The organism is Bradyrhizobium erythrophlei (genome assembly GCF_900142985.1).
GTDB lineage: Bacteria > Pseudomonadota > Alphaproteobacteria > Rhizobiales > Xanthobacteraceae > Bradyrhizobium > Bradyrhizobium erythrophlei_B.
In genome coordinates this window covers 1,829,078-1,851,518 of record NZ_LT670849.1, presented here as the reverse complement: position 1 = coordinate 1,851,518, position 22,441 = coordinate 1,829,078, and the positions used below count along the sequence as shown (strand labels likewise).

15 protein-coding genes are annotated in these 22,441 nt (G+C 58.9%); 10 read left to right on the top strand and 5 right to left on the bottom strand.

All coding sequences use genetic code 11. From position 1 onward, the window contains the following. Window positions 1–10: 10 nt before the first annotated feature. Together gspM and BUA38_RS08670 are read left to right on the top strand one after the other, a co-directional pair. Window positions 11–532 (top strand): type II secretion system protein GspM, encoded by a 522-nt coding sequence (gspM, locus tag BUA38_RS08675; RefSeq protein ID WP_338076348.1) that lies wholly within the window; start codon window positions 11–13, stop codon window positions 530–532. Beyond that, entirely contained in the window at window positions 532–1,200 is a 669-nt protein-coding gene (locus tag BUA38_RS08670; RefSeq protein WP_072825953.1) for a hypothetical protein, read from the top strand. Before gspM ends, BUA38_RS08670 begins: the two co-directional genes overlap by 1 nt. A gap of 171 nt (window positions 1,201–1,371) precedes the next feature. Here the strand turns inward: BUA38_RS08670 and BUA38_RS08665 are convergent, their stop codons facing one another. Beyond that, on the bottom strand, window positions 1,372–2,148 hold the full coding sequence (locus tag BUA38_RS08665; RefSeq protein WP_083587511.1) for a recombinase family protein: 777 nt from the start codon (window positions 2,146–2,148) through the stop codon (window positions 1,372–1,374). A 461-nt stretch (window positions 2,149–2,609) separates the two neighbouring features. On the opposite strand from BUA38_RS08665, the gene BUA38_RS08660 reads away from it, so the two are divergent. Next, window positions 2,610–4,397, top strand: coding sequence for a sensor histidine kinase (locus BUA38_RS08660; RefSeq protein WP_072825952.1), 1,788 nt, complete (start codon window positions 2,610–2,612; stop codon window positions 4,395–4,397). After that, the gene (locus BUA38_RS08655; RefSeq protein WP_072817564.1) at window positions 4,394–5,758 is read left to right on the top strand and encodes a sigma-54-dependent transcriptional regulator; all 1,365 of its coding nucleotides are present in this window, start codon (window positions 4,394–4,396) and stop codon (window positions 5,756–5,758) included. The genes BUA38_RS08660 and BUA38_RS08655 overlap by 4 nt, the downstream gene beginning before the upstream one ends. 131 nt (window positions 5,759–5,889) lie before the next feature. Here BUA38_RS08655 and BUA38_RS08650 read toward each other — a convergent pair whose 3' ends face one another. The 3 genes from BUA38_RS08650 to BUA38_RS08640 all read right to left on the bottom strand — a co-directional run bounded on the left by BUA38_RS08650 (window position 5,890) and on the right by BUA38_RS08640 (window position 8,713). Beyond that, on the bottom strand, window positions 5,890–6,588 hold the full coding sequence (locus BUA38_RS08650; RefSeq protein WP_156898452.1) for a hypothetical protein: 699 nt from the start codon (window positions 6,586–6,588) through the stop codon (window positions 5,890–5,892). A gap of 111 nt (window positions 6,589–6,699) precedes the next feature. Beyond that, window positions 6,700–8,187: a hypothetical protein gene (locus BUA38_RS08645; protein ID WP_072817562.1), complete on the bottom strand. Its 1,488-nt coding sequence runs from the start codon at window positions 8,185–8,187 to the stop codon at window positions 6,700–6,702. Between the two features lie 43 nt (window positions 8,188–8,230). Continuing rightward, a complete protein-coding gene (locus tag BUA38_RS08640; protein ID WP_072817561.1) occupies window positions 8,231–8,713 on the bottom strand; it encodes a hypothetical protein in 483 nt (160 codons plus the stop codon). A 247-nt stretch (window positions 8,714–8,960) separates the two neighbouring features. Between BUA38_RS08640 and BUA38_RS08635 the strand changes: the two genes are divergently transcribed. The 3 genes from BUA38_RS08635 to BUA38_RS08625 all read left to right on the top strand — a co-directional run bounded on the left by BUA38_RS08635 (window position 8,961) and on the right by BUA38_RS08625 (window position 15,409). After that, the gene (locus BUA38_RS08635) at window positions 8,961–11,015 is read left to right on the top strand and encodes an LVIVD repeat-containing protein (RefSeq protein ID WP_156898451.1); all 2,055 of its coding nucleotides are present in this window, start codon (window positions 8,961–8,963) and stop codon (window positions 11,013–11,015) included. Window positions 11,016–11,608: 593 nt separating this feature from the next. Continuing rightward, a complete protein-coding gene (locus tag BUA38_RS08630; RefSeq protein ID WP_072817559.1) occupies window positions 11,609–13,885 on the top strand; it encodes an alpha/beta hydrolase domain-containing protein in 2,277 nt (758 codons plus the stop codon). Window positions 13,886–14,425: 540 nt separating this feature from the next. Next, complete coding sequence (locus BUA38_RS08625; RefSeq protein WP_072817558.1) at window positions 14,426–15,409, top strand: LysR substrate-binding domain-containing protein; 984 nt, start codon at window positions 14,426–14,428, stop codon at window positions 15,407–15,409. Between the two features lie 415 nt (window positions 15,410–15,824). Here the strand turns inward: BUA38_RS08625 and BUA38_RS08620 are convergent, their stop codons facing one another. Next, the gene (locus BUA38_RS08620; protein ID WP_072817557.1) at window positions 15,825–18,248 is read right to left on the bottom strand and encodes an alpha/beta hydrolase domain-containing protein; all 2,424 of its coding nucleotides are present in this window, start codon (window positions 18,246–18,248) and stop codon (window positions 15,825–15,827) included. Window positions 18,249–18,963: 715 nt separating this feature from the next. Here BUA38_RS08620 and BUA38_RS08615 point away from each other — a divergent pair. The 3 genes from BUA38_RS08615 to BUA38_RS36590 all read left to right on the top strand — a co-directional run bounded on the left by BUA38_RS08615 (window position 18,964) and on the right by BUA38_RS36590 (window position 22,224). After that, the gene (locus BUA38_RS08615; RefSeq protein ID WP_156898450.1) at window positions 18,964–20,937 is read left to right on the top strand and encodes an LVIVD repeat-containing protein; all 1,974 of its coding nucleotides are present in this window, start codon (window positions 18,964–18,966) and stop codon (window positions 20,935–20,937) included. Between the two features lie 36 nt (window positions 20,938–20,973). After that, a complete protein-coding gene (locus tag BUA38_RS08610) occupies window positions 20,974–21,363 on the top strand; it encodes a hypothetical protein (RefSeq protein ID WP_156898449.1) in 390 nt (129 codons plus the stop codon). 540 nt (window positions 21,364–21,903) lie between these two features. Then, window positions 21,904–22,224 carry a hypothetical protein gene (locus tag BUA38_RS36590; RefSeq protein ID WP_156898448.1) on the top strand — a complete coding sequence of 107 codons (321 nt, stop codon included), beginning with the start codon at window positions 21,904–21,906 and terminating at the stop codon, window positions 22,222–22,224. Window positions 22,225–22,441 lie beyond the last annotated feature (217 nt).

Genomic DNA, 22,441 nt, shown 5'->3' with positions numbered 1-22,441 from the left:
AAAAGCTCTCGTGAGCTCCCCGATCATCGCGGGCGCCATTTACGCCGGCCTTGTCGTCGTGTGTCTGGTGGTGGCCGCCAGTTCATTGATCGATCTCTTCAACCAGCGCGCATCGGTGGCGTCGGCCGCCGCGATGCTGGAGCAACTGGAAGGTCGCAAGCCGCCTTCGGCCGACAAGCGTTCGGGCGAGGCCGGCGTGCCCTCAGGCTCGGCCTTTCTCGAAGGTGCCACGGTGACCGTAGCCGGCGCGGCGCTTTTGCAGCGTGTCGCGGCGGCCGTGACCAAGGCGGGCGGCAACGTGTTGTCGTCCCAGCTTGACGTGCAAGGCGGCCCGAACGCCAAGGCCGGTTTCGTCAGCATGGTGGCCAACTGCGAACTCGAGCAGGCGGCGCTGCAATCGTTGCTCTATGATCTCGAAGCCGGAATGCCGTTTCTGTTTGTCGACCAGCTCGACATTCAGGTGGCGACCCCCGGCGAAGGCAAGTTGCGGTTTCTGCTCGGCGTCTCCGCACAGTGGCAAGGGGTAAGGTGATGATGCGCAAACTTGCTGTCCGGACTCTCGTTCTCGCGCTGCCATTATGCGCAAGCGCGTCTGCGGCAACCACCGCCTCCGATCCCCTGCTCGACGATCAGGGTGATGGCGCGCGACCCAACGCCTCGATTCCCTCGACCTGGAGCGAGCCCACCACGACCGTGGTCGAGGTTGCCATTCCGCCTTCTAGCCCTGCCGCTCGTGCTGCCGAACGTGCCCTCAGCGCCAATCCGCTGTGGGCGATGCCGGTCAAGCAATTCACCGTCACGCGCGAGCGCCCGGTTTTCCTCCCATCGCGCCGCCCGCCGGCGCCGCGACCATCCGCCGTGACGGTCGCGGAAGCGGTTGCACCACCCAAGCCGAAGGAGCCCGAGCAGCCGCAGCTTTCGCTGGTCGGCACCATCTCGGGCGATGACGCCAAGCTCGCCATCTTCGTCGATCAGGCCACCAAGGCCGTCGTTCGCCTGAAGCTCGGCGAGAATTTTCAGGGCTGGCAGCTTCGATCGGTCCAGAGCCGCGAGGCGTCGTTTCAGAAGAGCCAGCTGACCTTCGTCGTGGCCTTGCCGCAGCCGGGACTTTCGCAGGCGTCCTTCGCCGTGCGCGAGGATCCGGATGACATCAGGCTGAAGCCCGCTAATGTGGGTGAGCGCCGGGGCAGCCGGCGGTAGATAGCAGCGCAAGCTGCCTGGCAACCGGGTTGTCAATCCCGGCGATCACTGGCGGGCTTGCGTGGCGCGGAGATCGATTAGCACAAGAGGAACGAATTGCCGGTTTGTGCTGCTGGCGCCTCATCTCCTTTTCTTGTCACTCAAACCGTAGTCGGCGACAAGATAACGTCGCTACGATGTAAGGGCCGGTTCAAATCCAAAGGTTTCGAAGCTCTCCTCTTTTTCCTTTCGTGAGCCCCGGTTGCCGCCACTGCCGGGAGCGAGGAGAGGTGTCTGCCTCACGTCGTACTGCTTAATCGCTCGTTGCGCATGAACGCTCTCTCCGGGTTGCAACAAGAGTCCCTGATGCATACAGACGCCAGAAACCGGGCGACGATCACTGGATCGCCGTCGCAGGCCCTTTTCACGCCGCTCCTTGAGCGCCCTGTACACGGACGACCGTGCAATATTCATCTCCTTGGCGATATCGGTGACGCCTTTGCCTTGCGCCTTGAGTTCGTGCACTCTCGCGGCGTCGATCGAGATCGGCCGGCCCTTATATCTACCTTCCGCCTTGGCCTTGGCGATGCCCTCACGCTGGCGCTCCCTGCGCAGGTTTGTCTCGAACTCCGCGAAGAGACCCAGCATGTCCAGGAACGCCTTGCTGGCGGCAGTGCTCGTGTCGACGGGTTGTTCCAGTGCTTTCAGTGATGCGCCCTTGGCTTTGATCGCCAGAATGATTTCCTGCAAATCGCAGACGCTGTGCGCCAACCGGTCGATTCGGCTTACCATCAGCACATCGTAGTTGTGGAGGTTTTTCAGAATGGTGCGCAACTGTCTCCGGCTCGCTGCCGTTGCGCCGCTGCGCCTTTCTGTCCGGATCACGTTGCAGCCCGCGGCCCGCAGTATCGCCTTCTGAGCCGACAACTCCTGATCGATGGTGCTCACCGCATAGCCGATCACTGTCATTTTCGTCCCCCGGGTTTCTCTTAGTTTTTTGTCTATCGATGAAGAAGGCAACCCTTAACTTGGCCGTACATCAGGTTGCCAGCTGCGCGCCGAAGTCGAAACAGAAAATCAAGTGTGCTACGCCCTAGCGTCCTGAGCAGATGATCGACAGCGTCACTGATTGTAAGTGGTCTCGTCACTTGTTCGTTTCGCCTTGAATCCTCCCGCTCAGTCCTTGCTACGGATCTTGCTTCATTGATGAAAGTATTAGCATGGAGCGTGCCAGACGTGAGAATTGCTAACTGGCTGAAAGACTGTTTAATATTTTCGTCGAGGGAGCTGAGAGCGCGGAATCGCGCACTCTCTTGCGATTCAATGTGCGGTTTCTGGCACAGTGGTCTTAAATGGAATCCGTTCGTCTCATCGGCGCAAGATCAAATGAACGGACACGCGGCCTTGACACGTGGGTCCCCCAGAGGTGGTTGGCGACAGCCGTTGGCGGTTTGGTCGCGTTCGCAGTATTGGTGAGCGCTGCGCTGGTCGCCGGGCGTTTGGCTGCTAATCGCGCCGTTGACAACCTCGTGGATCAGGCCAGAGCCGGCCTGCCTCTTGCTACAGCAACTCTTGCCGGGGAGATCGAGAAGCAGAGGCTTATCCCTTTGACGCTTGCACGTGATCCTGACGTCATCGCGCTATTGGAGACATATGATGCCAATGCTGAAGCCAATCTCGACCGGAAGCTGAAAGACATCGCGGAGGATGCCGGATCTACGGTGATTTACGTGATCGGCGCCGATGGTCGTACTCTCGCCACGAGTAATTTCAATGAGCCGGACAGCTTTGCCGGCGTCAAATTTCCGTTCCGTCACTATTTTCGCGACGCGATGACCCACGGCGTCGGAATGCAATACGCGCAGGGCGCGGTGACAGCGAGGCCCGGTCTGTTTCTTTCGCGACGTGTCGACGGAACCAAGGCTCCGCTTGGCGTTGTCGTCGTCAAGGTCGAACTCGATGGCGTTGAGAAGGCGTGGCGTGCGAGCGGGGCGCTGGTCTCGGTGATTAATGAGGAAGGAGTGGTCATCGGGACGACAATACCCGATTGGCGTTTCTCGACACTGTCCGCGCTAAAAGAGCCTGAGAACGGTACGGTCCGTGAGCATCTTCAGGTAGTGGACGACACGCCCCTTACGCCAGTGCCCATTCGCCAGCAGGGCGAACTTACGATCGCTGAAATCGACGGAAAGCCGACCGCCCTCGTTGGAACGTCTCGGTCGGTTGGCCGTCCGGCTCCCGGTTGGCGTTTAATGCTTTTGCTGTATGCCGATCCAATCATCACCCGTGCGAGGCTCGACGGCCAGATCACTGGCGTTCTCGCATTCGCTCTGTTGATCGTACTCGGTCGAATCACATGGCGGCGCAGGCAATTGCAGGCCGCGCGTCGTGCGGCTCTTACGCAAATCAACACTGAACTTGAGGAGCGAGTGGAAGAGCGAACGGATCAGCTCAAGCGCGCCAATCTTGCGCTGGCCGCCGAGATAGCCGAACGCGAGAACGCAGAAACCAAGGTGCACCGTTTGCGCGATGAGCTCGCACAGGCCAATCGGCTCTCGATTCTTGGCCAGATTGCCGCGGGCGTGGCCCATGAAATGAACCAGCCGCTCGCTGCAATCGGGGTCTATGCGCACAACGCAAAATGCTACTTTGAGTCGGGCAAATCCGACTCCGGCGTCGACAGTCTGGGTCAAATCGCGGCCCTCACGGAGCAAATTGCAAATAAGACCGAGGCTCTTCGCTCCTTCGCCCGACGCGCGCCGAGCGCAGCGACGGTTCTGACGATCGATGATGCAATTGATGGTGCGTTGTCGCTTTTGTCTGGACGCGTCCGCGAGGCGGGCGTCGCGGTGATAATACCATCCCGTGATCCTTCCTTTCGCGTTATGGCGAGCCGTATCCGATTGGAACAGATTCTCGTCAACCTCTTGCAGAACGCGCTTGATGCTCTGCGAGGTCGGCCACATCCGCGCATTGAAATCCAACATGCAGCGTCCGCGGGGAACGTACAGCTCATCGTCCACGACAACGGTCCCGGCCTCGATCCAACTATCCGAACGATGCTGTTCATGCCCTTCGCCACCAGCAAGGAGAACGGGCTTGGCCTTGGTCTCGTGATCTCTTCGGAAATTGCTCGCGAGCTCGGCGGCTATCTGGAGCTGACACCATCAGACGAAGGAGCCTGCTTTACCTTGACTTTGCCGAGGGTGGGACAATGAGCACTGAACCGCTTGTCATTTTCATCGACGACGATGATAACCTTCGTCGCGCGACGGCCCAGATGCTGGAACTGAGCGGCTTTGCGGCCCGCGTGTTCTCGTCGGCAAAGCAGGCTCTTTCGGAAATCACTGGCAGCTTTCCTGGCGTCATTGCCACGGATATTCGCATGCCGGACATGAACGGCTTGCAGCTCTTTGGCCGCGTTCGAGCCATCGATCCGGAATTGCCGGTCATTCTCACGACTGGTCACGGTGATATCGATTTAGCCGTCGCTGCGATGAAAGATGGCGCCTATGACTTTATCACCAAGCCTTTCATTCCCGGGCGCCTGACCGACGCCCTGCGGCGCGGGATCGAGAAGCGCACACTCGTGCTTGAGAACCGGAGTCTGCACCAGGCGATCGCAAAGGCGAGCGACGAGGACGGCGCTTTTCTTGGCGCAACGCCCGCCATATCACGGCTGCGCGAAACGCTGTACCAGATCGCCGACACGGATGTGGACGTGCTTGTCGAGGGTGAGACGGGGTCGGGCAAAGAGGTGGTCGCCCAACTCCTGCACAGTCGCAGCCGTCGATCCTGCAAGGCGTTCGTCGCCCTCAATTGCGGGGCGCTTCCCGAGAACATAATCGAGAGCGAATTGTTTGGTTACGAGGCTGGCGCGTTCACGGGAGCCAGGTCGCGGCGTATCGGGCGCATCGAGCATGCAAGTGGCGGGACGCTGTTTCTCGATGAAATTGAATCGATGCCCCTTGCCGCGCAAGTGAAGCTGCTGCGGGTACTGGAGACACGGCAGGTCGAACCACTCGGGACCAATCAGACCCGCCGTCTGGACTTGCGCGTTATCGCAGCCACAAAGATTGACCTGAACGACTCCATAGCCCGGTACAGTTTTCGGAAAGATCTCTATTTCCGCCTCAACGTCGTAAGATTGCGTATTCCGCCGTTGCGCGAGCGCCGTGAAGATATTCCGCTGCTGTTCGCACATTTTCTCAAACGTGCATCGCAACAATTCGGGCGTCCAATTCCGGAACTGTCGCGCGCCGTTCGCAACCATCTGGAGGATCACACCTGGCCCGGTAATGTCCGCGAGCTACTTCACTTCGCGCAGCGCATCGCGCTGGGGATAGAGGCGGAGAGCTTGACCGCGGAATCGAGTGTCGAGATCAGGGAAAACGAGGACTCGTCCGAGCTCAGCCTGGCCGATCGTGTCAATCGTTTCGAGGCTTCCGTAATCCGCTCGGTTCTCCGCGACCATGACGGCAATCTTCAGCGCGTGCTCGAGACCCTGCAACTTCCTCGCAAGACTTTCTATGACAAGCTGAGACGACATGGCATCTCGCGTGCAGACTATCACGAGTGATTATTCGTTCGACCGGTTGGATGAGTGCAGGAGGGCGCGTCAGCGAGTGTGGCGCAAGTTGAAACGGCCGGTCCAAGGCGCGTCGGCACACGCTACTTCATCCCCCCAAAATTGCCTGCGAATGTATCGTCTCATTCCGCGCCCACCGCCCATATGTGGTCCAGCGCGATTTCTTGCGTGCTACGTGCCCGTGCTGGCGTACCATCAGGCTTGGGCAATTCGAGAAGCGCCCGCTCGCCATCCTTCACGAGCCTTGCTTCGCGTGAAGTGATGAGAAGCAATACCCAGCCGTGGTAGTTCTCTCCGACGCGCAGGCGCAGAACCTCTTGCGATGAGGTGTCCCGAAAAACGGCTCCGCGATAGCCGTCGGTGCCGATAATGGTTCCCGTCAATGCAATGGTGGGGCGCTCCGGCTCGTGGGGTTTGGGTGGTTGCTTGACCGCGACCGGTGCGGAATAGGTGACGGCGGGTGGGGGCGGTCGGCGCGACGGCGAAAAGATCGGCCGCTCGAGCGTGGCCGAGAATTGATTGAGCGGCAGCCGCCACAACGGATTTGCCGGTGTCGGCGCCGCCTGATCAACGTCCTGTTGCGACGCGGTGTCTCGCTGCTGTCCCTCGGCTCCGATGGCCAGCTCAGCCCCGCGAACGCCGATGCGTGGCCCTGCCGTGTCGTCCGCCACCTCGTTGCGGGCTGAAGAGGGGTTTAAGGGCGGTGAAAGCACCGCGGTGCGAGCCGGCGGAGCATTATCGTCGAGTAACGATGTTTGGGCATCCGCCCGCATATCGATGAATTGCGCGATGCTTCCGAGCAGCACCGTGCCGACCAGCAATGACAGAGCTCGGCCCAACTTCGTGCTGCTGCCTGCCATTTGCCCGCAAGTCGGAGCCGGCGGTTTGCCGCCTCGGCCGCCCAGACCTGGTTTTCGCCAGATGGCCATCGTTCAACCACCCGCCTCATTAAGCCGCTGCGAAAGATGCAACGAAAGGATCCAAAGTCCGACGCTTGTATACGCGATCATCAGAACGAGCATGGGAACCTGGGTCAATAGCGCCTGACGGCGAGTGTGACAGACCCGAAGCGAGATCATATGGGCCACGCAGACACTTGCCAGATGACCGACCAAGATCAGCCCCACTTGCATATGCCAGATAAACGCCATGTCGAGAAGCCCGAATTGGTCTGGCAGACGACTGAGATTCAATAGGTTCCAGCCCTTGCCGAACGGATCCGACATCAGCCATGGCAGTACTCTGAACTGCGTAACGAGAAACGTGAAGTAATGGGTAACATTGTAGACAAAGGCGATTGGGATGAGCGAAAACGCAAATCGCTGTGCCAGGCTGGCCACGGAGGCGTCGATCCTTGCGATCCATTTCGCAACTGCGATGACAAGCAGGTAGACCCCGACATACAGCGCGAGAAGTAGGATGAGACCGCTGCGCTGGTAGACCGTGTGCCAGAATATGATGAGCGTTGACCTCTCTTTGAGGCCAACCGAGCCCCACATCGGTTCGATAAGCTGCAGCAGATGCTTCCAGTAGATATCGAGCCAAACCTGCGTGTCATGCAGTCCGTCGTATACCGTCGATGACAACATGAAGAGCACGAAAAGCACCAGGCTGAAGTGCTTCTTTGGATCTTCAACAATGCCGGAAAAGAGCCGTCTTGAACGCCAATGCCATTCGTCCTGAACCGTACTCCGGATATAGGCGACGGGCGCCATCGCTCCGATCAAGCTGAAGAAGACCCCGAAAAACTCCCCATAGCGTATCCAGGTCTCTCGGCCCAAAAGCCACGCGCCGATAAAGACGATAGCGCTGTAAGCCGCCAAGGCGAGCGAGAGAACAAACGGACTTTGTTCCGTAAATAGCTCTATCCATATCAACGCGATGTAGCAGCATAGCGCCGGCAGATATCCAAGTGCCTTCGGATACGTCACGCGTGCTTTCGAAAAGTCGAGGCCGCACGTTTCACAGATATCGAGCATCGTCTCCCATGGACTGATGATCGCGAAAACGTCGCCGACAATTGCGGTCAGGTAAGCGAATCCGAGTAGGAACAAGACCCAGAACAGGGTCATGTTGATGTTCGTCATCGGATCCTTCGAGCCGATGAATCCCGCAACGATCGTCAGGAGCAGTAGTCCGATTGCACCCGTACGCAGCACGAGAACGGTCGAACGTCCAACCGCCGCCGAATAATCTTTCACTTCGGTTCCGGCCGAAGCTGGCGCGGGCAAAGTCACGGCCGCGGGCGTGGCAAAGTAATATCCGATCGCCGCAAACGATATCACCAACATGGCCATACATGCGTACATGTAGATCCACAGTGGTATCGGCAGGACGTAGGGAACTTCAAAGGAGTGCGCCTGCGCGGCATCGGACAGGAGACACGTGACCACCAATAAGAGGAAAACGCGGTATTTCATGGCCGGCGCGGCGAAGCTTCAAGAACTGTACAGTATTGCATGGCTAGCGCGGCGCAACTTCGAGAACGGCGAGTTCGGCATGGGTGTTGCCGGCGTCATTGCCGTGAAGGTGCAAAAAGAACCGTCCCGCATGTTCGGCGGTGAATGTGATCGTGGTCTCCATGCCGGGTGCGATATCGACCTCCGTTTCCAGTCCATGGAGGAAGAGGCCGCCGGGGAAAAGGCTCGTGACCGCGAGCACAACGTGATCCCCCTCGTGCGCTTCGAACACCGGCGCCGGCTCGGTGCCGTGCAGGCAAGCTTCGCTGACGTCGACGTGGAAGACCCTGGATTGTTCGGCGGTGAAGGTTCCAATCGCGTAGGAGTACTTCATGCCGACATAAAGGCCGACGAGCATGACGACTGTGCTCGCCGCTATTGCGAGCTTTGCAAATCGTGCAACCGTTGCGGGATGTATTTCAGGTTTGCCGGAAAAATCAGGCACGGCGAGCGCGCCTGCGTCATCGCGCTGTCCGACGATCTTCATGGCATTCCTCCAATTTCGAAAAATGCTAGCAAAAAAAGCGAACCGGTCAAATCTTACTTTGCGGTTCGATCGGCAAATGCGTGTGCTTCGCGTGCTCAAGCCGACATTTTCATTGTGGTACATATTTTGCGACGTTGATCGGGCTCTGCGTCGCGGCGTATCCATAGCATTGTGTTCGTCCTCGCATCTGAAAGGTTGTGCGCTGCGAGCACCGGTAGGCAGAAAAACAAGAGGTTAGGAGGAAGCGATGTTCAGGCTTTTGCTAAGGCCGCGAAACGTGGGGATGGCCTTTTTGCTCACCCTGGCGATTTCAGCGTTCGGTGGAACGGATCACGCGCAGGCGACGACCGCATGCGTGCCTGGGCCGGGAGACCAGCCGGAAACCGGTTTGCAGGGCGATGTTCCGCTAGATGTGAGAACGGTGGCCGGCGGCTTTAAGGGCTTCTGGTGCCGCATGAACAAGGTCGGTCAGAACGTTCTGTTCAACCGCGGGACTTATGGTGCGACTGCCATCTGGGGTCCCTGTGCCTATTCGAGCATACGCAACCCGTCCAATCCGGCTTTGCCGACCACCGGCGTGTACGTGCTTGACGTGTCTGTCCCGTCAAATCCGACAACTGGCGTGCTTCTTCGCACCCCCGCAATGCTGCAGTCATATGAGGGGCTGAGGGCACAGAACGGAATTCTGCTGGGATCAGGCCAGCAATTGCCGGATGTGGACGTCTATGACGTCTCAGAAGACTGCTTGCATCCGTCGTTCAAGTCGACCCACCAGACGCCTGGATACGCCGGATTGCATAATGTTCAGGACAATCACGGCGGATGGTTGCACTATGACGGCAAGACCTTCTGGGGCGTGCCCTTCATCGGAAGCAACATCCTGCTTGAGCCCACCCGTGTCGACGTGCACGCGGTGACGTTTGATGACCCCGCGAATCCTGTCGACTATATCAACTGGAACCGGCTGCAACTTCCGCCGGAGATTCGTGACATGGTTGCCTCGACGTCGAACTTCCACGATGTGACGACCAACTTCGACGGCACCCGGCTCTACATGGCTCTCTACGGTGGCGCCGGCTTCAATCCAGTGGGCACGTGCGCCAACGGCATGATGATCATGGACTCTTCGGATATCGCCAAGCGCCGTCCGAATCCACAGCTGAAATTTATCAAGTGGTTCTCCTGGTGCGATCAGCCGACGGCGGCATATGGGAACGGGACGTCCGCGAGCGCCCATACCACCCAATATGTGGTCCACAAGAACGGCAAGCCGTATATCATTACAACGGACGAGGGCCCGGCGCTTTTCCAGGTGAACTCGGGCGGCAATTGCCTCCAGAGAACCTATTCACGCCTGATCGATATTTCGGATGAATTGAATCCGAAGATCGTGGCAACGTGGAATCCGGCGATAAATGATGCAGCGAACTGCACTATCGGGGAGAATGGACAGACGTACTACCCGCACTATGTCGGCGTCGACAACAAGAACCACATGTCGCAGGTGTTGTATGCGGCGTACTGGTCGGGTGTGCGCGTTGTGGACTTCAGCGATCCGACGAACCCGAAAGAGGTCGCCTACTACAACTCGCCTGCCAATCCCGCTTTGACGCCGTCCAATGCGTCCGACCATAGTGCTCCGCCCATCCCTTACGACGAAGCGAATTGCTTCCTCTATACGGGTTGGACCGATAACGGCCTGGAGATTCTGGAAATCACGGACCCGAAGTACAATGCGTGTCTGCGTAAAGCCGCAACCGGCGGTGGGATGATTGCGGGTAATGTACCTGCGGATTCCGGCAACGGTAAAGGCAATGGCAACGGCCATAAAGCCGATATCCAATTCAGCGTGAGTGCCAAGAGAGTGGACGCTGGCCTAGGTCGTATCGAAGGTAATCTCGAACTCAGCGACCAGGCCAACCGAACCACCATCCGCCTGAACGAGTTCGTCTCGCTTGGCAGCGTGCGAAATCAGTGCGGCACGGTGACGGTGGGCGCCAATGCCGTCGAGTTTTCGGGCAATGGTCTGTTCAACGGCAAGCCTGCAAGCTTCCGTGTTTGTGTCCAGGACAACGGAGAATGGGATGGCGGCCCGGCGCACGTCGCGTTGGCGCACAGCAATGGTCAGCAACTGTTGCGTGAGCTCATTCAGGACCTCGAATGGCTCGATCCGCGCTGGCGCGACCACGATCCCCATATCCGCAAGACGCCTGACCAGTTCTACCTGACCTGTACAGACGGATGCAGCTATACGGTCGGCGGCGCCGTCGACAACGGCAACATCCAGGTGCGGCAACAATAAGCAGGGTTGGCCCAACCGATCTGACACTGCGGAAGAGCCGCCATCTCGTATGGCGGCTCTTCTGACAGATGCGGCACCCAACGCGTGTAGCTGCTACGGCAGGGTGTCAACTACGTACGCGCGGGCCGCGCGGATGCTCCATCGCAAGTCGAAGCAGTGGTGTCTCGTACGAAACGAGCGTGGTGGCGCTACATCGTCGAGAAAGGCAAACCGGTCGCTTTACCCGCGCCGTAGCGCGACCATGGCCGCAGGAGATGCATTCGAGAGGCGACGGCTGGAATAGCCAAGGGACCTCGGGGGGTAAGCGCGGTGAAACGAACGGCGCTGTTCAGGACAGACGGCCGTTGTGATGCCATGCCTCGCGTTGATGTTGGACGTATGTTGTGCGATGCATGATCGGCTTTTTCGGATTTCGCATTGCGAAGAAACGTATGCTGTCGCCGTTGACGTTGCGCACGCGTGTCCGGATTGCATTCGTATTCATCGTGCTTGCCTAGCGCGTAATTGCAACTTACGTTGCTACCGCTCAACCGTTCTCGATCTGCCGCCCTGGCAGAATCGGAAGGACGGATAACAACAGTCGGGAGGTCCCTATGGTTCACACCGCAAGCGGTGCGCCTTTTCGTGTCTCCAGTTCAAAGCGCAAACTGACAAAGCCCAAACTGAAATGGCTCGGCGCTGCAAGCCTCGCGGTGATTAGTGTCATGGCCGCCACGCCCGATGCGCAGGCGCGCATCACAAAGATCCAGATCCTGAACAGCGGCATAGCCTTCGGCGGCCATTCGTTTGCCGGCGTGGGCCAGTATCAGTTCATTACCGGGATTGCAACCGGCGAGGTGGACCCCAATAATCCGCAGAATGCGCTTATCACCGACATCCAGCTCGCGCCGAAGAACGCGCAGGGTCATGTCGTCTATTCGCACAATTTCTACATTTTGCAGCCGGTGGATCCGAGCAAGGGCAATCACAAAATGATGTATGAGCCGCCGAATCGCGGCGGCAAGACCTATCAGACGCTGAACAACACGCCGACTGGAACCAACGATCCGCAGGCGCTCACCGATCCGACAATTCTGGATGATTCCTTCCTGTGGACCCGCGGCTACACCACAGTCTGGTCAGGCTGGGAAAATAATCTCGGGCCGCTGAACGGTCTCACCGCGACGGCCTCGTTGCCGATCGTCGGCACCGATCCGAACAATCCCGTGACCGGGCCAGCCTATGAATACATCGTAACGGGCGCCGCCAGCTTCGCGCTGGTTTACCCGCCGGCCACGACCGACCAGAGCAAGGCCACGCTGACCCATCGTGTCCATCTCGATGATCCGCCGGTGCCGGTGCCGGCCAGCGGCTGGGCCTATACCAGCGCACCCGATCCGCTGAACCCACCGAGCGGGACGCTCCCCAACCGGGCGATCAGGTTGACCACGGGGAATTTCGTCAACAACGACATCTACGAGTTCTCCTACACGGCCAAGAACCCGACAGTGAATGGACTTGGTTTCGCGGCGATCCGCGATTTCAATTCCTTCCTGCGGTTCGCTTCGCATGACGACTTCGGCACGCCGAATCCGATCAACGGCCACATTAGCCGTATCTACACCGAGACATCCTCGCAGCCCGCGCGAACGTTGAATGACTTCGTGCACCTCGGCTTCAATGAGGACGAGAACCACCGGCAGGTCTTCGATGGCATGATGCAGTGGATCGGTGCCGGCGACGGGATCAACATGAACTACCGCTGGTCGCAGACCAAGCGGACCAACCGCAACCGGCAGGAACTACTCTATCTCGAAGGCCTTTACCCCTTCGCCAACGTGCCGACCTTCGATCCGATCTCCGGCACCAGCGACTGGCGCTACAAGAGGTGCGAAGAAACTCACACTTGCCCGTTGGCCACGGAGTTCTATTCGGCCAACGAGTTCTGGGTGAAAGCAGGCTCGCTGATGAGCACCGATCCGACCGGAAAATTCGATCTACCGGATCATCCGCTGACGCGAAACTATCTGCTGTCCAGCAAGCAGCACGGTGGTGCCGGCGATCCGACCTCGAAGGGCTTGTGCCAGCAGTTACAAAACCCGCTCGACTCTGCTCCGGTGCAGCGGGCGCTCTGGACCGATCTGGACGAATGGTCATTGTCCGGAATCCAGCCGCCAGCCTCGCGAGTGCCATTACTGCGGGATCACACGCTGGTGGCGCCCAATCAGGACGCGGTAGGCTTCCCACACATTCCGGGCGTCACCTATACCGGCCTGAAGACCACACGGTATCGGTTCAACATGGGGCCGGACTTCTACAAGACATTCGTGCCGACGATCAATCCGCCGGTCTTCACGTCGCCCTACGAGGATAATCCAGCCAATGGCAAGATCTATCCAAGCTACGTGCCGAGGACCGATAGCGACGGCAATGATATTGCCGGAATCCGCTTGCCGGAACTGGTGGTGCCGCTGGCGACATACACCGGCTGGGGACTGCGCTCCGGTGTCTGGGCGAACGACGGATGTGAGGCGACCGGCCAATACATTCCGTTCCAGTCAACGAAGGCGGCGCGCACGACTGCGGGTGATCCGCGACCGTCGGTCCAGGAGCGTTATCCTTCGTTCGCCGAGTATCGGGCCAAGGTTGTGGTTGCCGTCGATCAACTTGTCAGGGACCGCTTCCTGATTTGCGACGACACGCAAGACATCGTGAACCGTCTGCTACAGGCAGGTCTGACGGCCGGCGTTCCCGCGCCGCCCGCAGGCCAGAGTACGTCAGCTCCGGATCCGGTGCCGGCGTGTAAGGGGCACATGCCGCCTAACTATCACTACCACGTGCACTACGAGCGCGGAGATGAGGATGGGAACGATCACAGTCACGACCACTAACTCTCCAAGCTGACCAAGATCCCCCGGCAACAGGTAGCGAGCACAAACTGGCTACCTGTTGGTATCTTCGAGAGTGGCGGGTCGCTCAATGTCGGTGAGCTGACGATTAATCAGGCGCGCCAATTCGGCGGCCGTTTCGCAATTCCGACAAACCCGACATGATCAAGTTTCGTGAGGCTCGGTTGCGGCTTTACCCGATCGGCCCAAGCGGCGTCCAAATCTGTTTGAATGCGTATGCTTGGCGATACCTATCTGCTTGCTGTAGCCCAGCGTCGCACAGGCCGCGATCTGACGCGCGAGAAACTTGTCGACACGCCTAAAAACATGCGAGATTACCGGATCGGTGGGGTGGCGACGCCACGGAAAATTACCAAGCGCCATCACATCGGCAACAATTTGATTCGGTGCTTGTCGTCTCCGACCGGCGCTGGGTCCCGTTGGTTGGGAGGCCGACGCGGCAGAGTGACTCACGTCCTGGTTTTAGTAGTAGCAGGCAGGTCATCGAGTTTGAAGCTGCCATCTGCGTGAGGATAAGAAACGATGGAACTTCGTCATCTTCGCTATTTCGCCGCGTTGGCCGAGGAATTGAGCTTTACCCGCGCGGCCGAGAAGGTTCACGTTACGCAGTCCACGCTTTCCCATCAGATCAAGCAACTGGAAGATGAGCTCGGACAGCCGCTTTTCTCGCGGATCGGAAAGCGCGTAGTGATCACCGAAGCTGGCGAACTGCTGCTGGCGGGCGTGACCCGCGGGTTGCGCGAAATCGACAATGGCGTTCGATCGTTGAAGGCAACACCGGGGCAACGCCAGGGTACCCTCAAGATCGGTTCAACCTACACATTCAACGTCAAGTTCGTCCCGTCCTCCGTCGCGGCCTTTCTGCGTCGCTATCCCGCGGTCAGCGTCACGGTTTTGGAACTGCCCGTTGACGAGGTCGAGGAGCAACTGGATCAGGAAAAGATTGACTTGGGCATCGCGTATCGTCCTGCATTGCGGCCGGGCTTCATGTTTGAACCGCTCTATATCGACGAAATGGTGCTGGCCGTTGGTCTGGACCATCCCTTCGCGGCACGTAAACGAATGAGGCTGGTAGAACTGCATCGACAAGAGCTTGTAATGCAGACCAAGAGCTCTGATACGCGGCATATTCTCGATAGCAACTTCAAATCGATCGGCGCCGAGCCGATCATTGTCGCCGAAATGAATGGGGCCGCGCCGATGATCAGCCTGGTCCAGGAATTGAACATCGGCGCCATAGTCTCCAAGCATTTCGCAAAGCTATTCCCAAACGTTCGTTTTATTCCGTTGGAGAGCCCGACACCGCTTCGCACCGCAGGTATCCTGTCGAAGTCCAACCGGCCCAAGTCATTGGCCTTTTACTCGTTCGTCTCGGAGATCCGAAATGCGATCATCGAGGCGAATATGCATGTTCGAAAGACGGGTCACGGAACCTCGGTACCGTTGCCGTTCGCTTGGGAGTCCGACGATGCAATCAATTGCGACCCGATTGACTCGTTTCGATAGAGCCGCCCCGAAGGTCCTCGACATAGCTCTTAGGAATGAATCGGCTGTACTCATGCATTACTAGCTACCATGCGCCTTGAGAACGTATCCGAGAGACTGTCGGCAAAGACGCTGGGCGGATCAGGTGGCGTTCTCGTACCGAACCCGGCCGAGCGGCCAGGCAGCCAGAAAACAAGGCTTCATAGCTAGCTTCCGCGCCGGGTTTTGATCAACCCCACCTCGGGGACTCTTCCATTGTCCAGCCTAGTCGACGCAATGCGCTCCGCAACCGGTGCGACGTGCTCAAGTTAGGGTCTGGACCGGCGAGAACTTCTAGATACTGGCACAGCAACCAAGCGGCGGATCAGGTTGTCCGGATCCGCCGTTGAGTGATCCACCGCTGTGTCGGTCGCATTGGTTTAGTCGGCCTGCTAGGTCAGTTCGAGCACAACGAATTTGCTAATGCGGTATCGGCTGGCGTCGGCGCAACCGCAACAAGCACATTCGAAGAGTTCGCCTGCGAAAGCAGCGTTTGTGCGTCCGAAGGTAGAAGGAAGCGCAGCTGCTGCGCCTTGTTTATCGCCTTTGTCACAACGCAGACGTAGCCAGCATGGGTACCGTACCGCTCCTCAAGCGAAAGGCGGGGATCACCATTTGCTTGACGGTTAGTTTTTGTATCCCAGAAGGGATAGTAGCCGCCGCTGTTGCCGGCCCCCGCAAAAACCTGGCCGACGCTTCCCGGGCCGTTGCTTGCATTGGGGCCGTACCACCCGGTCGTGGCGAGGTTCCAACCAACATAAGTGCCCAACGGAGCGTCACCCAGGATCGTCGGCAGGCCATCCACAACCTCATTGCCATCGGCATTCACCTTGGCGGCATAGACCGGCAGCACTCTTTCAATGATCGGCGGCTGAATGGTCGGCACGCCGCTCTCCTGATCGTAATTCTCCCTGGGACCGAAGTTGTAGACAAACGGCGGCCAGGCCTGGTCTCCTCCATAGGGCATTTTGGGAATGTCGGGGAATCCGACACCCTGTTTGGTATTGGGCGCCAGCTGCCCTTTGGACAGCGTCGGATAAACGCTGGCCGGCATTGCGACGCCGTTCATGAGCAACTGAATGAAGTTGTACTGCAGCGCGTTGTTCGTGTACGCCAGCGGGATTGGATCGTTCGCCAGCGACTGACCCGTCGGTACGGTTACAGCGGCGGGGGAAACCCAGTTGAACAGGTTCGCAGTGTTGCTGACCGCGCCGCCGCCGTGGGTGGCACCTGGCGTGTAGTACCGATAGACGTTCGATGGGATCGGAATGTCTTCTACGCAGGTGAAGCCGCAAAGCGAGACCGCCATCTTTTCGGAGTAGAGCTCCGCCGAAGCGAACGTTTCCAGGATTGCCGGACACGTGTTGTCCCGCGCGCAGCGGTGAAGCATGCCGTCAGGCGGAAGGTGACGTGCCAGGTTCGGATAGTCTGCCCACCAGACCGGAGCTTCGTCGCCGCCCATGTAGAGATACATGAGGTTGTTCGGCTGTCCGAAGCGAATGTTCATCACCATCATCCGCCCGTCGATTTGCGGCCAGGCGCCGTCAAAAACAATGCGGCCCCGTTGATCGTGGCCCCATTGGTCGCGGCCTTCTTCGTTGAATCCCCAGAAGACGAAGCCGTGGATGAACGCGGCAGATTGCGACGCGCCGATGGTCATTGCCGCGGTGATCGAACCTGCGATCGGGTTTTGGCCGCCGCCCGGAGCAGCGGTGCCGTAACGGAGGAAAGCCGCAAGGTCACGGAACGCGGCAAATCCGACACCAAGCACCAATGGGTTCTCGCCGGTGTAGACCATTTCATATTCGAGCTTCGGGTTGAATGTGCTGTTCTTCAGGCAAATCCAGTTTGGATTTGGCGTGCCTGGCCAGCCAGTGGGGCAGTACGCCCAGGCCCACTGGCCGCTCGGGATCGGCGTCTTCGCGCTGGTTACGCCGGCGGCGGTTTGAGACGATACGCTCCAGAACTGAGCCTGCTTGGTGTCCAGGCTCGCCGGGTGATACGGGACAAATGCCGGGCCCTGGATGGCCAGCTGCGCGGTGCTCGGAGGTGTGCCCGTCGGGACAGGCAAGCCGCATCCGTTCGTACCGGAGCAGACGTGGCCGTACACCTGGCCCGTAATGACGTTGCCGACGCCATGATCGTCGCCGTTGTGATTGCCCTGTCCATTGCCATTGTTCGACGTGTTGCCGTGGGTCGCGACCGGCACCTGAACGACATAACTCGCTAAAGCCTTCAGCCCCGAAGGTCCTGCAACGTCGGATACAGTTGGAGGAACGAGCGCCCCGCTAGTGGGGTTCAGGCTGCCATAGGGTCCGGAGTTCAGGTCAAAGCAAGGATACGGGATCGCCGGAGAGGGCGAGCATTGGGCCAGAAGGTCGCCTTGCCAGCCGCTCTGCAAGTAGGTCGCACCCTGCACCAGCGCAGTCATCGGGATCGCGTTGTTGCCGCGGTTCGGCACCTCGTGGATCAACAAGCCGCTGCGCTGGCGTGGATCGGTCGGCGTGACAATCTGAAAGTTGGCGACGTAGGTGACCTTGCCCTGCGTTTTGGGCGCGTGCTCGATGTCAGTAATGATCGAGTGTTGCGGATCGCTTGGATCCAGTTCGCCGAAAATCCGGCCCGTATAGATCGTGTAGGGTATCGCCGGAGCGGGTGTCGAAGTCCCCAGTGTGATCGGCGCGATATTGAGCGAAATTTGCTGATCGATGACGATCTTCTGGACATACGCTTCGCTCGGCGAACTCCAGCCGAGCGTTGCACCAAAGATCGCTAGTGCCGGCAGGAAGTGCCGCAGCAGATTGACTGTCGTGGAATACATTTGTTTCCCCCGTCGGGTTGGATGACGGGATCGGGAGCTTCATAGACGGATGCCCAAATGCCCGCCGCCATATTTGTTTTTCTGAAAAATGATTTCTTGTACGCAAAAACTACACACAAAGCATTTTACGCTACGCAAAAATTCGCAATCTTGTCACGCAAAAAACATTATTCGCAATTGCGAGAGCTGCTCACGCTCGCGTTACTTCCGATGCTTCGCTGCCGCGAAGTTCATACTGGCGCGAATGTAGTCTCTTCTCGAAGCTAGGCTTCACTGCTGCAGGCACCGCGCCTACGGGTGCTCCATAATTGCTTACGACTTAAAAGCGACACGTACTTGTTCGCGTTCATCTCGACGGTGATGAGAATGACCTGAGCGGTCGCGCCAAGCCTGCTATTCGAAAAGACGACGCTGCTTGACAACTTCTGACCACCCTGATTATTTTTTTTGCGTCCGGGTGACGACAGATACCGGGATCAAGAAAGCGATAACGAGACGATTGGGGAGGTTTGGCTTTGGTCGACGCTCCGCGTACGTGCGTCGACGTTGTCTGAGTATTGCGTATGACCGGATCGCATCGGCCGCCTAGTGCGGCTGAGGTATTCCGCCGAGTTAATTCTTTCCAACGAAGCATCAGCGCGAACATGAAAGGCTGCACCGCATCGCGGTGGTCAGCGGGCGTGACGATTCACTTCGAAAAAAGGAGGGAGCGACCATGTTTCCCAAGAAGAATAAGTTACTCCGCCAGACGTTTGTATCTCTTCTGCCAACGATTGCGGCTTCCAGTGCGTTCCTGTTCGGGGGGTACGCCCTTGCGCAGAACTACCCGCCGTACGGTTCCGATATTCCCCTCGCGCACTTCGATCATGGCAAACGGCCGCATATGACACCGCCGCCGCCAAATCTGATGTGTCCTGTTCTGTCACCGAGTTGTCAGGACGTGAGAACGGCGCAATCCGAATGGAATACCCAGTTGCTCGGCTACGACAGTCTGGATGGACGCTCGACTTACCAACCGCTCGTCGTCCACCAGGGCAACCGTTACATTGCCTACATGGCCCATCATGCGGGCTGCGCAATCAACCGGCTCAACCTCACCAACGAAGTGAACGGTACGTCGCTCGTCGATGTAACAGATCCGCAGCATCCGATTTATCTGACGCACATCCCGAACTCGCCGTCGGATGGCGCGACTTGCACTGGCTCTCTCGACGCTGCCGGCAACCAGATGGTCCACGTATGCGGCGGCGATACTTTACCGTCCACCTCGCCAGGCGAAGCTAGCCGCAAGCGCGGCCATTACTACATGCTCCGAACCAACGGCAACGCATCCGGCCAACCGGGCACGGAATCGCACGAAGTCTGGGACGTTACCAATCCCAGCAGTCCGACCTTGCTGAAGGCGATCGACTCCGGCGCAACGAACACTCACAAAGATTGGTGGGAATGCTATTCGGGCGTTGCGTACCTGGTGGCGAATGACGGCACGGCCTCGGCCGTTAGCCCTGACTCCGCGCCGGGCTGGCAGCAGAGCGGCTCCACCCAGCACATGAAAATCTACAACCTGCACGATCCGGCAAATCCCGAGTATATCCGCGACTTTGGTTTCGTCGGCCAGCAGCCTACGGCTATGGGCTCAGCCATCGAAGGGCTGGTTACGCCACCGACCGGCATTCACGGACCAATTTCTGCGGGCAATCGCGTTTACGCCGCCTATGGCGTCGGCAGCAACGGTGTGGTGCAGATACTCGACCGCAACAAGGTTCTAAACGGCTGCAAGGCACCCGGCGCGTCGGCCAACTGCGCCAAGAGTCCCACACAGAGTGAGATGCTGGCTCCGCAGATCGGATGGTTCACCTTGCCCGGCACCAGCCTTCAGGGCGGACACACATCATTCCCCATCTACGGCGAGCAGGATGGTCGCCCTCGCAACCTGATCCTGGTCACTTCCGAAGAAGGGGGTAACGAATGCACGGCCGGCAGTGCCCCGCACGCGGCTTGGCTCTATGACGTGACTGACGAAGCACATCCGAAATACATCGCAGAAGATCCCAGCGATCCCGCGCGCACCAAGATGGATGTGCCGAACGGGTTCGATTACAAGTGGGTGGGGATCATTCCCGGGAATGGGGTCGCAGACAACCACTGCGGCACCGCGAACTGCTCCCAGTCGGGCATCTACGGCAACAGCGTCACACCGCAGGATTCGCCGAAGGGCACAAATCCGAACAACTTCTGCAACCAGGGAGCCCGTTTTGGCATCCACTCGTCTACGGAGCTGTTCTATCCTCCCTACTATGGCAGGTTGGCAATCCTGGCGTGGTTCACCGGCGGGCTGCGTGTGTTTGACATTCGCAATCCCGACGATCCGCGCGCGATCGCCTACTTCATCCCTGCGCCCAACGACACGGGCTGCGGCCCGAAGGGAGGACCTTCGCCCGGTCCGGGCTGCACGATGGCCAACACGGGTCGCGACGGTCACACCGTCAACGCCATACACACCAACAACGCCGAGGTGGATGACCGCGGTCTGGTCTACATTGCCGATCGTGCTGGCACGGGCATGCACATCATCAGGCTCACCGGCCAGGCGGCAGCGGCCGGCAATGGCAGTGATAACGACCAAGGCAACGATGACGGGCAAGGCAATGACAACGATCAAGGCAACGGCCATGGCAATCAACACTAGCAAGAAAGACAATAGCCCATGAAAGCAAGGATCCCATTGATCCTGGCCGGCGTGTTCGGGCTGGCGTCGTTCTCCGTGGCACAAGACACGGAGGTCGCCAGCCTGTTCGCCTGGATCTGCACGAGTCCCGTGGTGGCGCAGGATGAGCCAACCCGGCAGGCGTTAAAGATCGAGGTCGGCCGTGCCACCCATTCGGACGTCTCGCGCTTGATGGGCCAACCGTGGCGCACCAGCAACGATGCCGATTGCGAGGCAGAACAATACGGCGAGGCGTGGGAATATTTGGTCGATGAAGCAAACGGCAAATTTTCCCGCATTCACGTGGCGTTCAGCAAGGACGGCAAGGTGAGCGTGGTCGCGAAGATCCAAAAGGGCGTTAAACCCGTGGTCCTGGCCTACGCCGTCGAGAAGGAGCACCAACATTAGAGGATCGCCGACAGCAATTTTCGAGATAAACTCGTTGTGGTCCTCGCAAGGGCCACGTTGCGGTTGGCGTGTATGGATTGAATGAAAACAGGTCACTCCTTTTTGTTACTGGCAGGCGTCGCGTTGCTCGGCGCGTTCGCTGGCTTCGATGAGATGATGGCGGGCACTCCGCCATCAGTCGTCGATGCGGCGGGCGAAAAAGCGCGGGGCACCTCGCAGTCGCTCCAGCAGGGCGACGTCGCGACTTATCAGGTCGCGACGGAGAAGCTTACGGACGCAACCGCACAGGAGCGGTCCGTGGGCGTTCTTCTTTCGCCGCTGTCGGAGGGTCGCGAGGGGCGAGAGTCGCCATCTCAGCGGCTGAGCTCCAACGCCGAGTCTCCAAATCCATTATGGGAGCTGCCGCTCGAGCGATTGTCTATCACGCGAGAGCGGCCAATCTTTTCGCCATCCCGTCGCCCGCTACCGCCTCCGCTGACCTATGTCGCGCCAATGGCCGTTCGGCAGTCAGCCAAGCCGCCAGAGCCGGAGCGCCTTTCGGTGTCGTTGATCGGAACGGTCATCGGCACCGACGTCCAGATCGGAATTTTTCTTGAGAAAGCAACGAGTAAAATCGTCCGCCTGCGCCTCGGTGAGGAACATAAGGGTTGGGTGCTGCGCCTGGTCAAGGCGCGCGAGGCGACCCTGGTGAAGGACGTTGAGGAAACCTTGTTGCTTGATCCGCCACCGGGAGAAGCGCCTGCGGTGCGCGTTGCTGCCGTGTCGCCGCCCGTCCCTAATTCATTCGGAACGATTCCGATCGTCAATACCGCGGATTACGTTGACGAGCAGCCTCTACCCAGAGGCGCGCAGCGGCATTGATGCGGCTACGCTCCATGCCGAAAGATGGCCGCACGACGGGGCAGACAGGCGACGATGGCTCGAAGCGGCGGCCTTTGCCCGCCTCGGAACGATTCACAGTTTGGGTTGAGAGGCATGATGTATGCTAGCTGCGGTGCTCTAACCGGCACGTAGGTGCCAGGTTGGCCGTAAGGCGGTGTGCGAATTAGATGGAGCCAATCCCGCTTCGAAGCTTAAG

Coding starts and splice junctions, on each gene's coding strand:
- BUA38_RS08640 (WP_072817561.1), bottom strand. CDS start 8,713: ATGAAGATCGTCGGACAGCGCGATGACGCAGGCGCGCTCGCCGTGCCT.
- BUA38_RS08620 (WP_072817557.1), bottom strand. CDS start 18,248: ATGTATTCCACGACAGTCAATCTGCTGCGGCACTTCCTGCCGGCACTA.
- BUA38_RS08625 (WP_072817558.1), top strand. CDS start 14,426: ATGGAACTTCGTCATCTTCGCTATTTCGCCGCGTTGGCCGAGGAATTG.
- BUA38_RS08615 (WP_156898450.1), top strand. CDS start 18,964: ATGTTTCCCAAGAAGAATAAGTTACTCCGCCAGACGTTTGTATCTCTT.
- BUA38_RS08630 (WP_072817559.1), top strand. CDS start 11,609: ATGGTTCACACCGCAAGCGGTGCGCCTTTTCGTGTCTCCAGTTCAAAG.
- BUA38_RS08635 (WP_156898451.1), top strand. CDS start 8,961: ATGTTCAGGCTTTTGCTAAGGCCGCGAAACGTGGGGATGGCCTTTTTG.
- BUA38_RS08655 (WP_072817564.1), top strand. CDS start 4,394: ATGAGCACTGAACCGCTTGTCATTTTCATCGACGACGATGATAACCTT.
- BUA38_RS08665 (WP_083587511.1), bottom strand. CDS start 2,148: ATGACAGTGATCGGCTATGCGGTGAGCACCATCGATCAGGAGTTGTCG.
- BUA38_RS08670 (WP_072825953.1), top strand. CDS start 532: ATGATGCGCAAACTTGCTGTCCGGACTCTCGTTCTCGCGCTGCCATTA.
- BUA38_RS08645 (WP_072817562.1), bottom strand. CDS start 8,187: ATGAAATACCGCGTTTTCCTCTTATTGGTGGTCACGTGTCTCCTGTCC.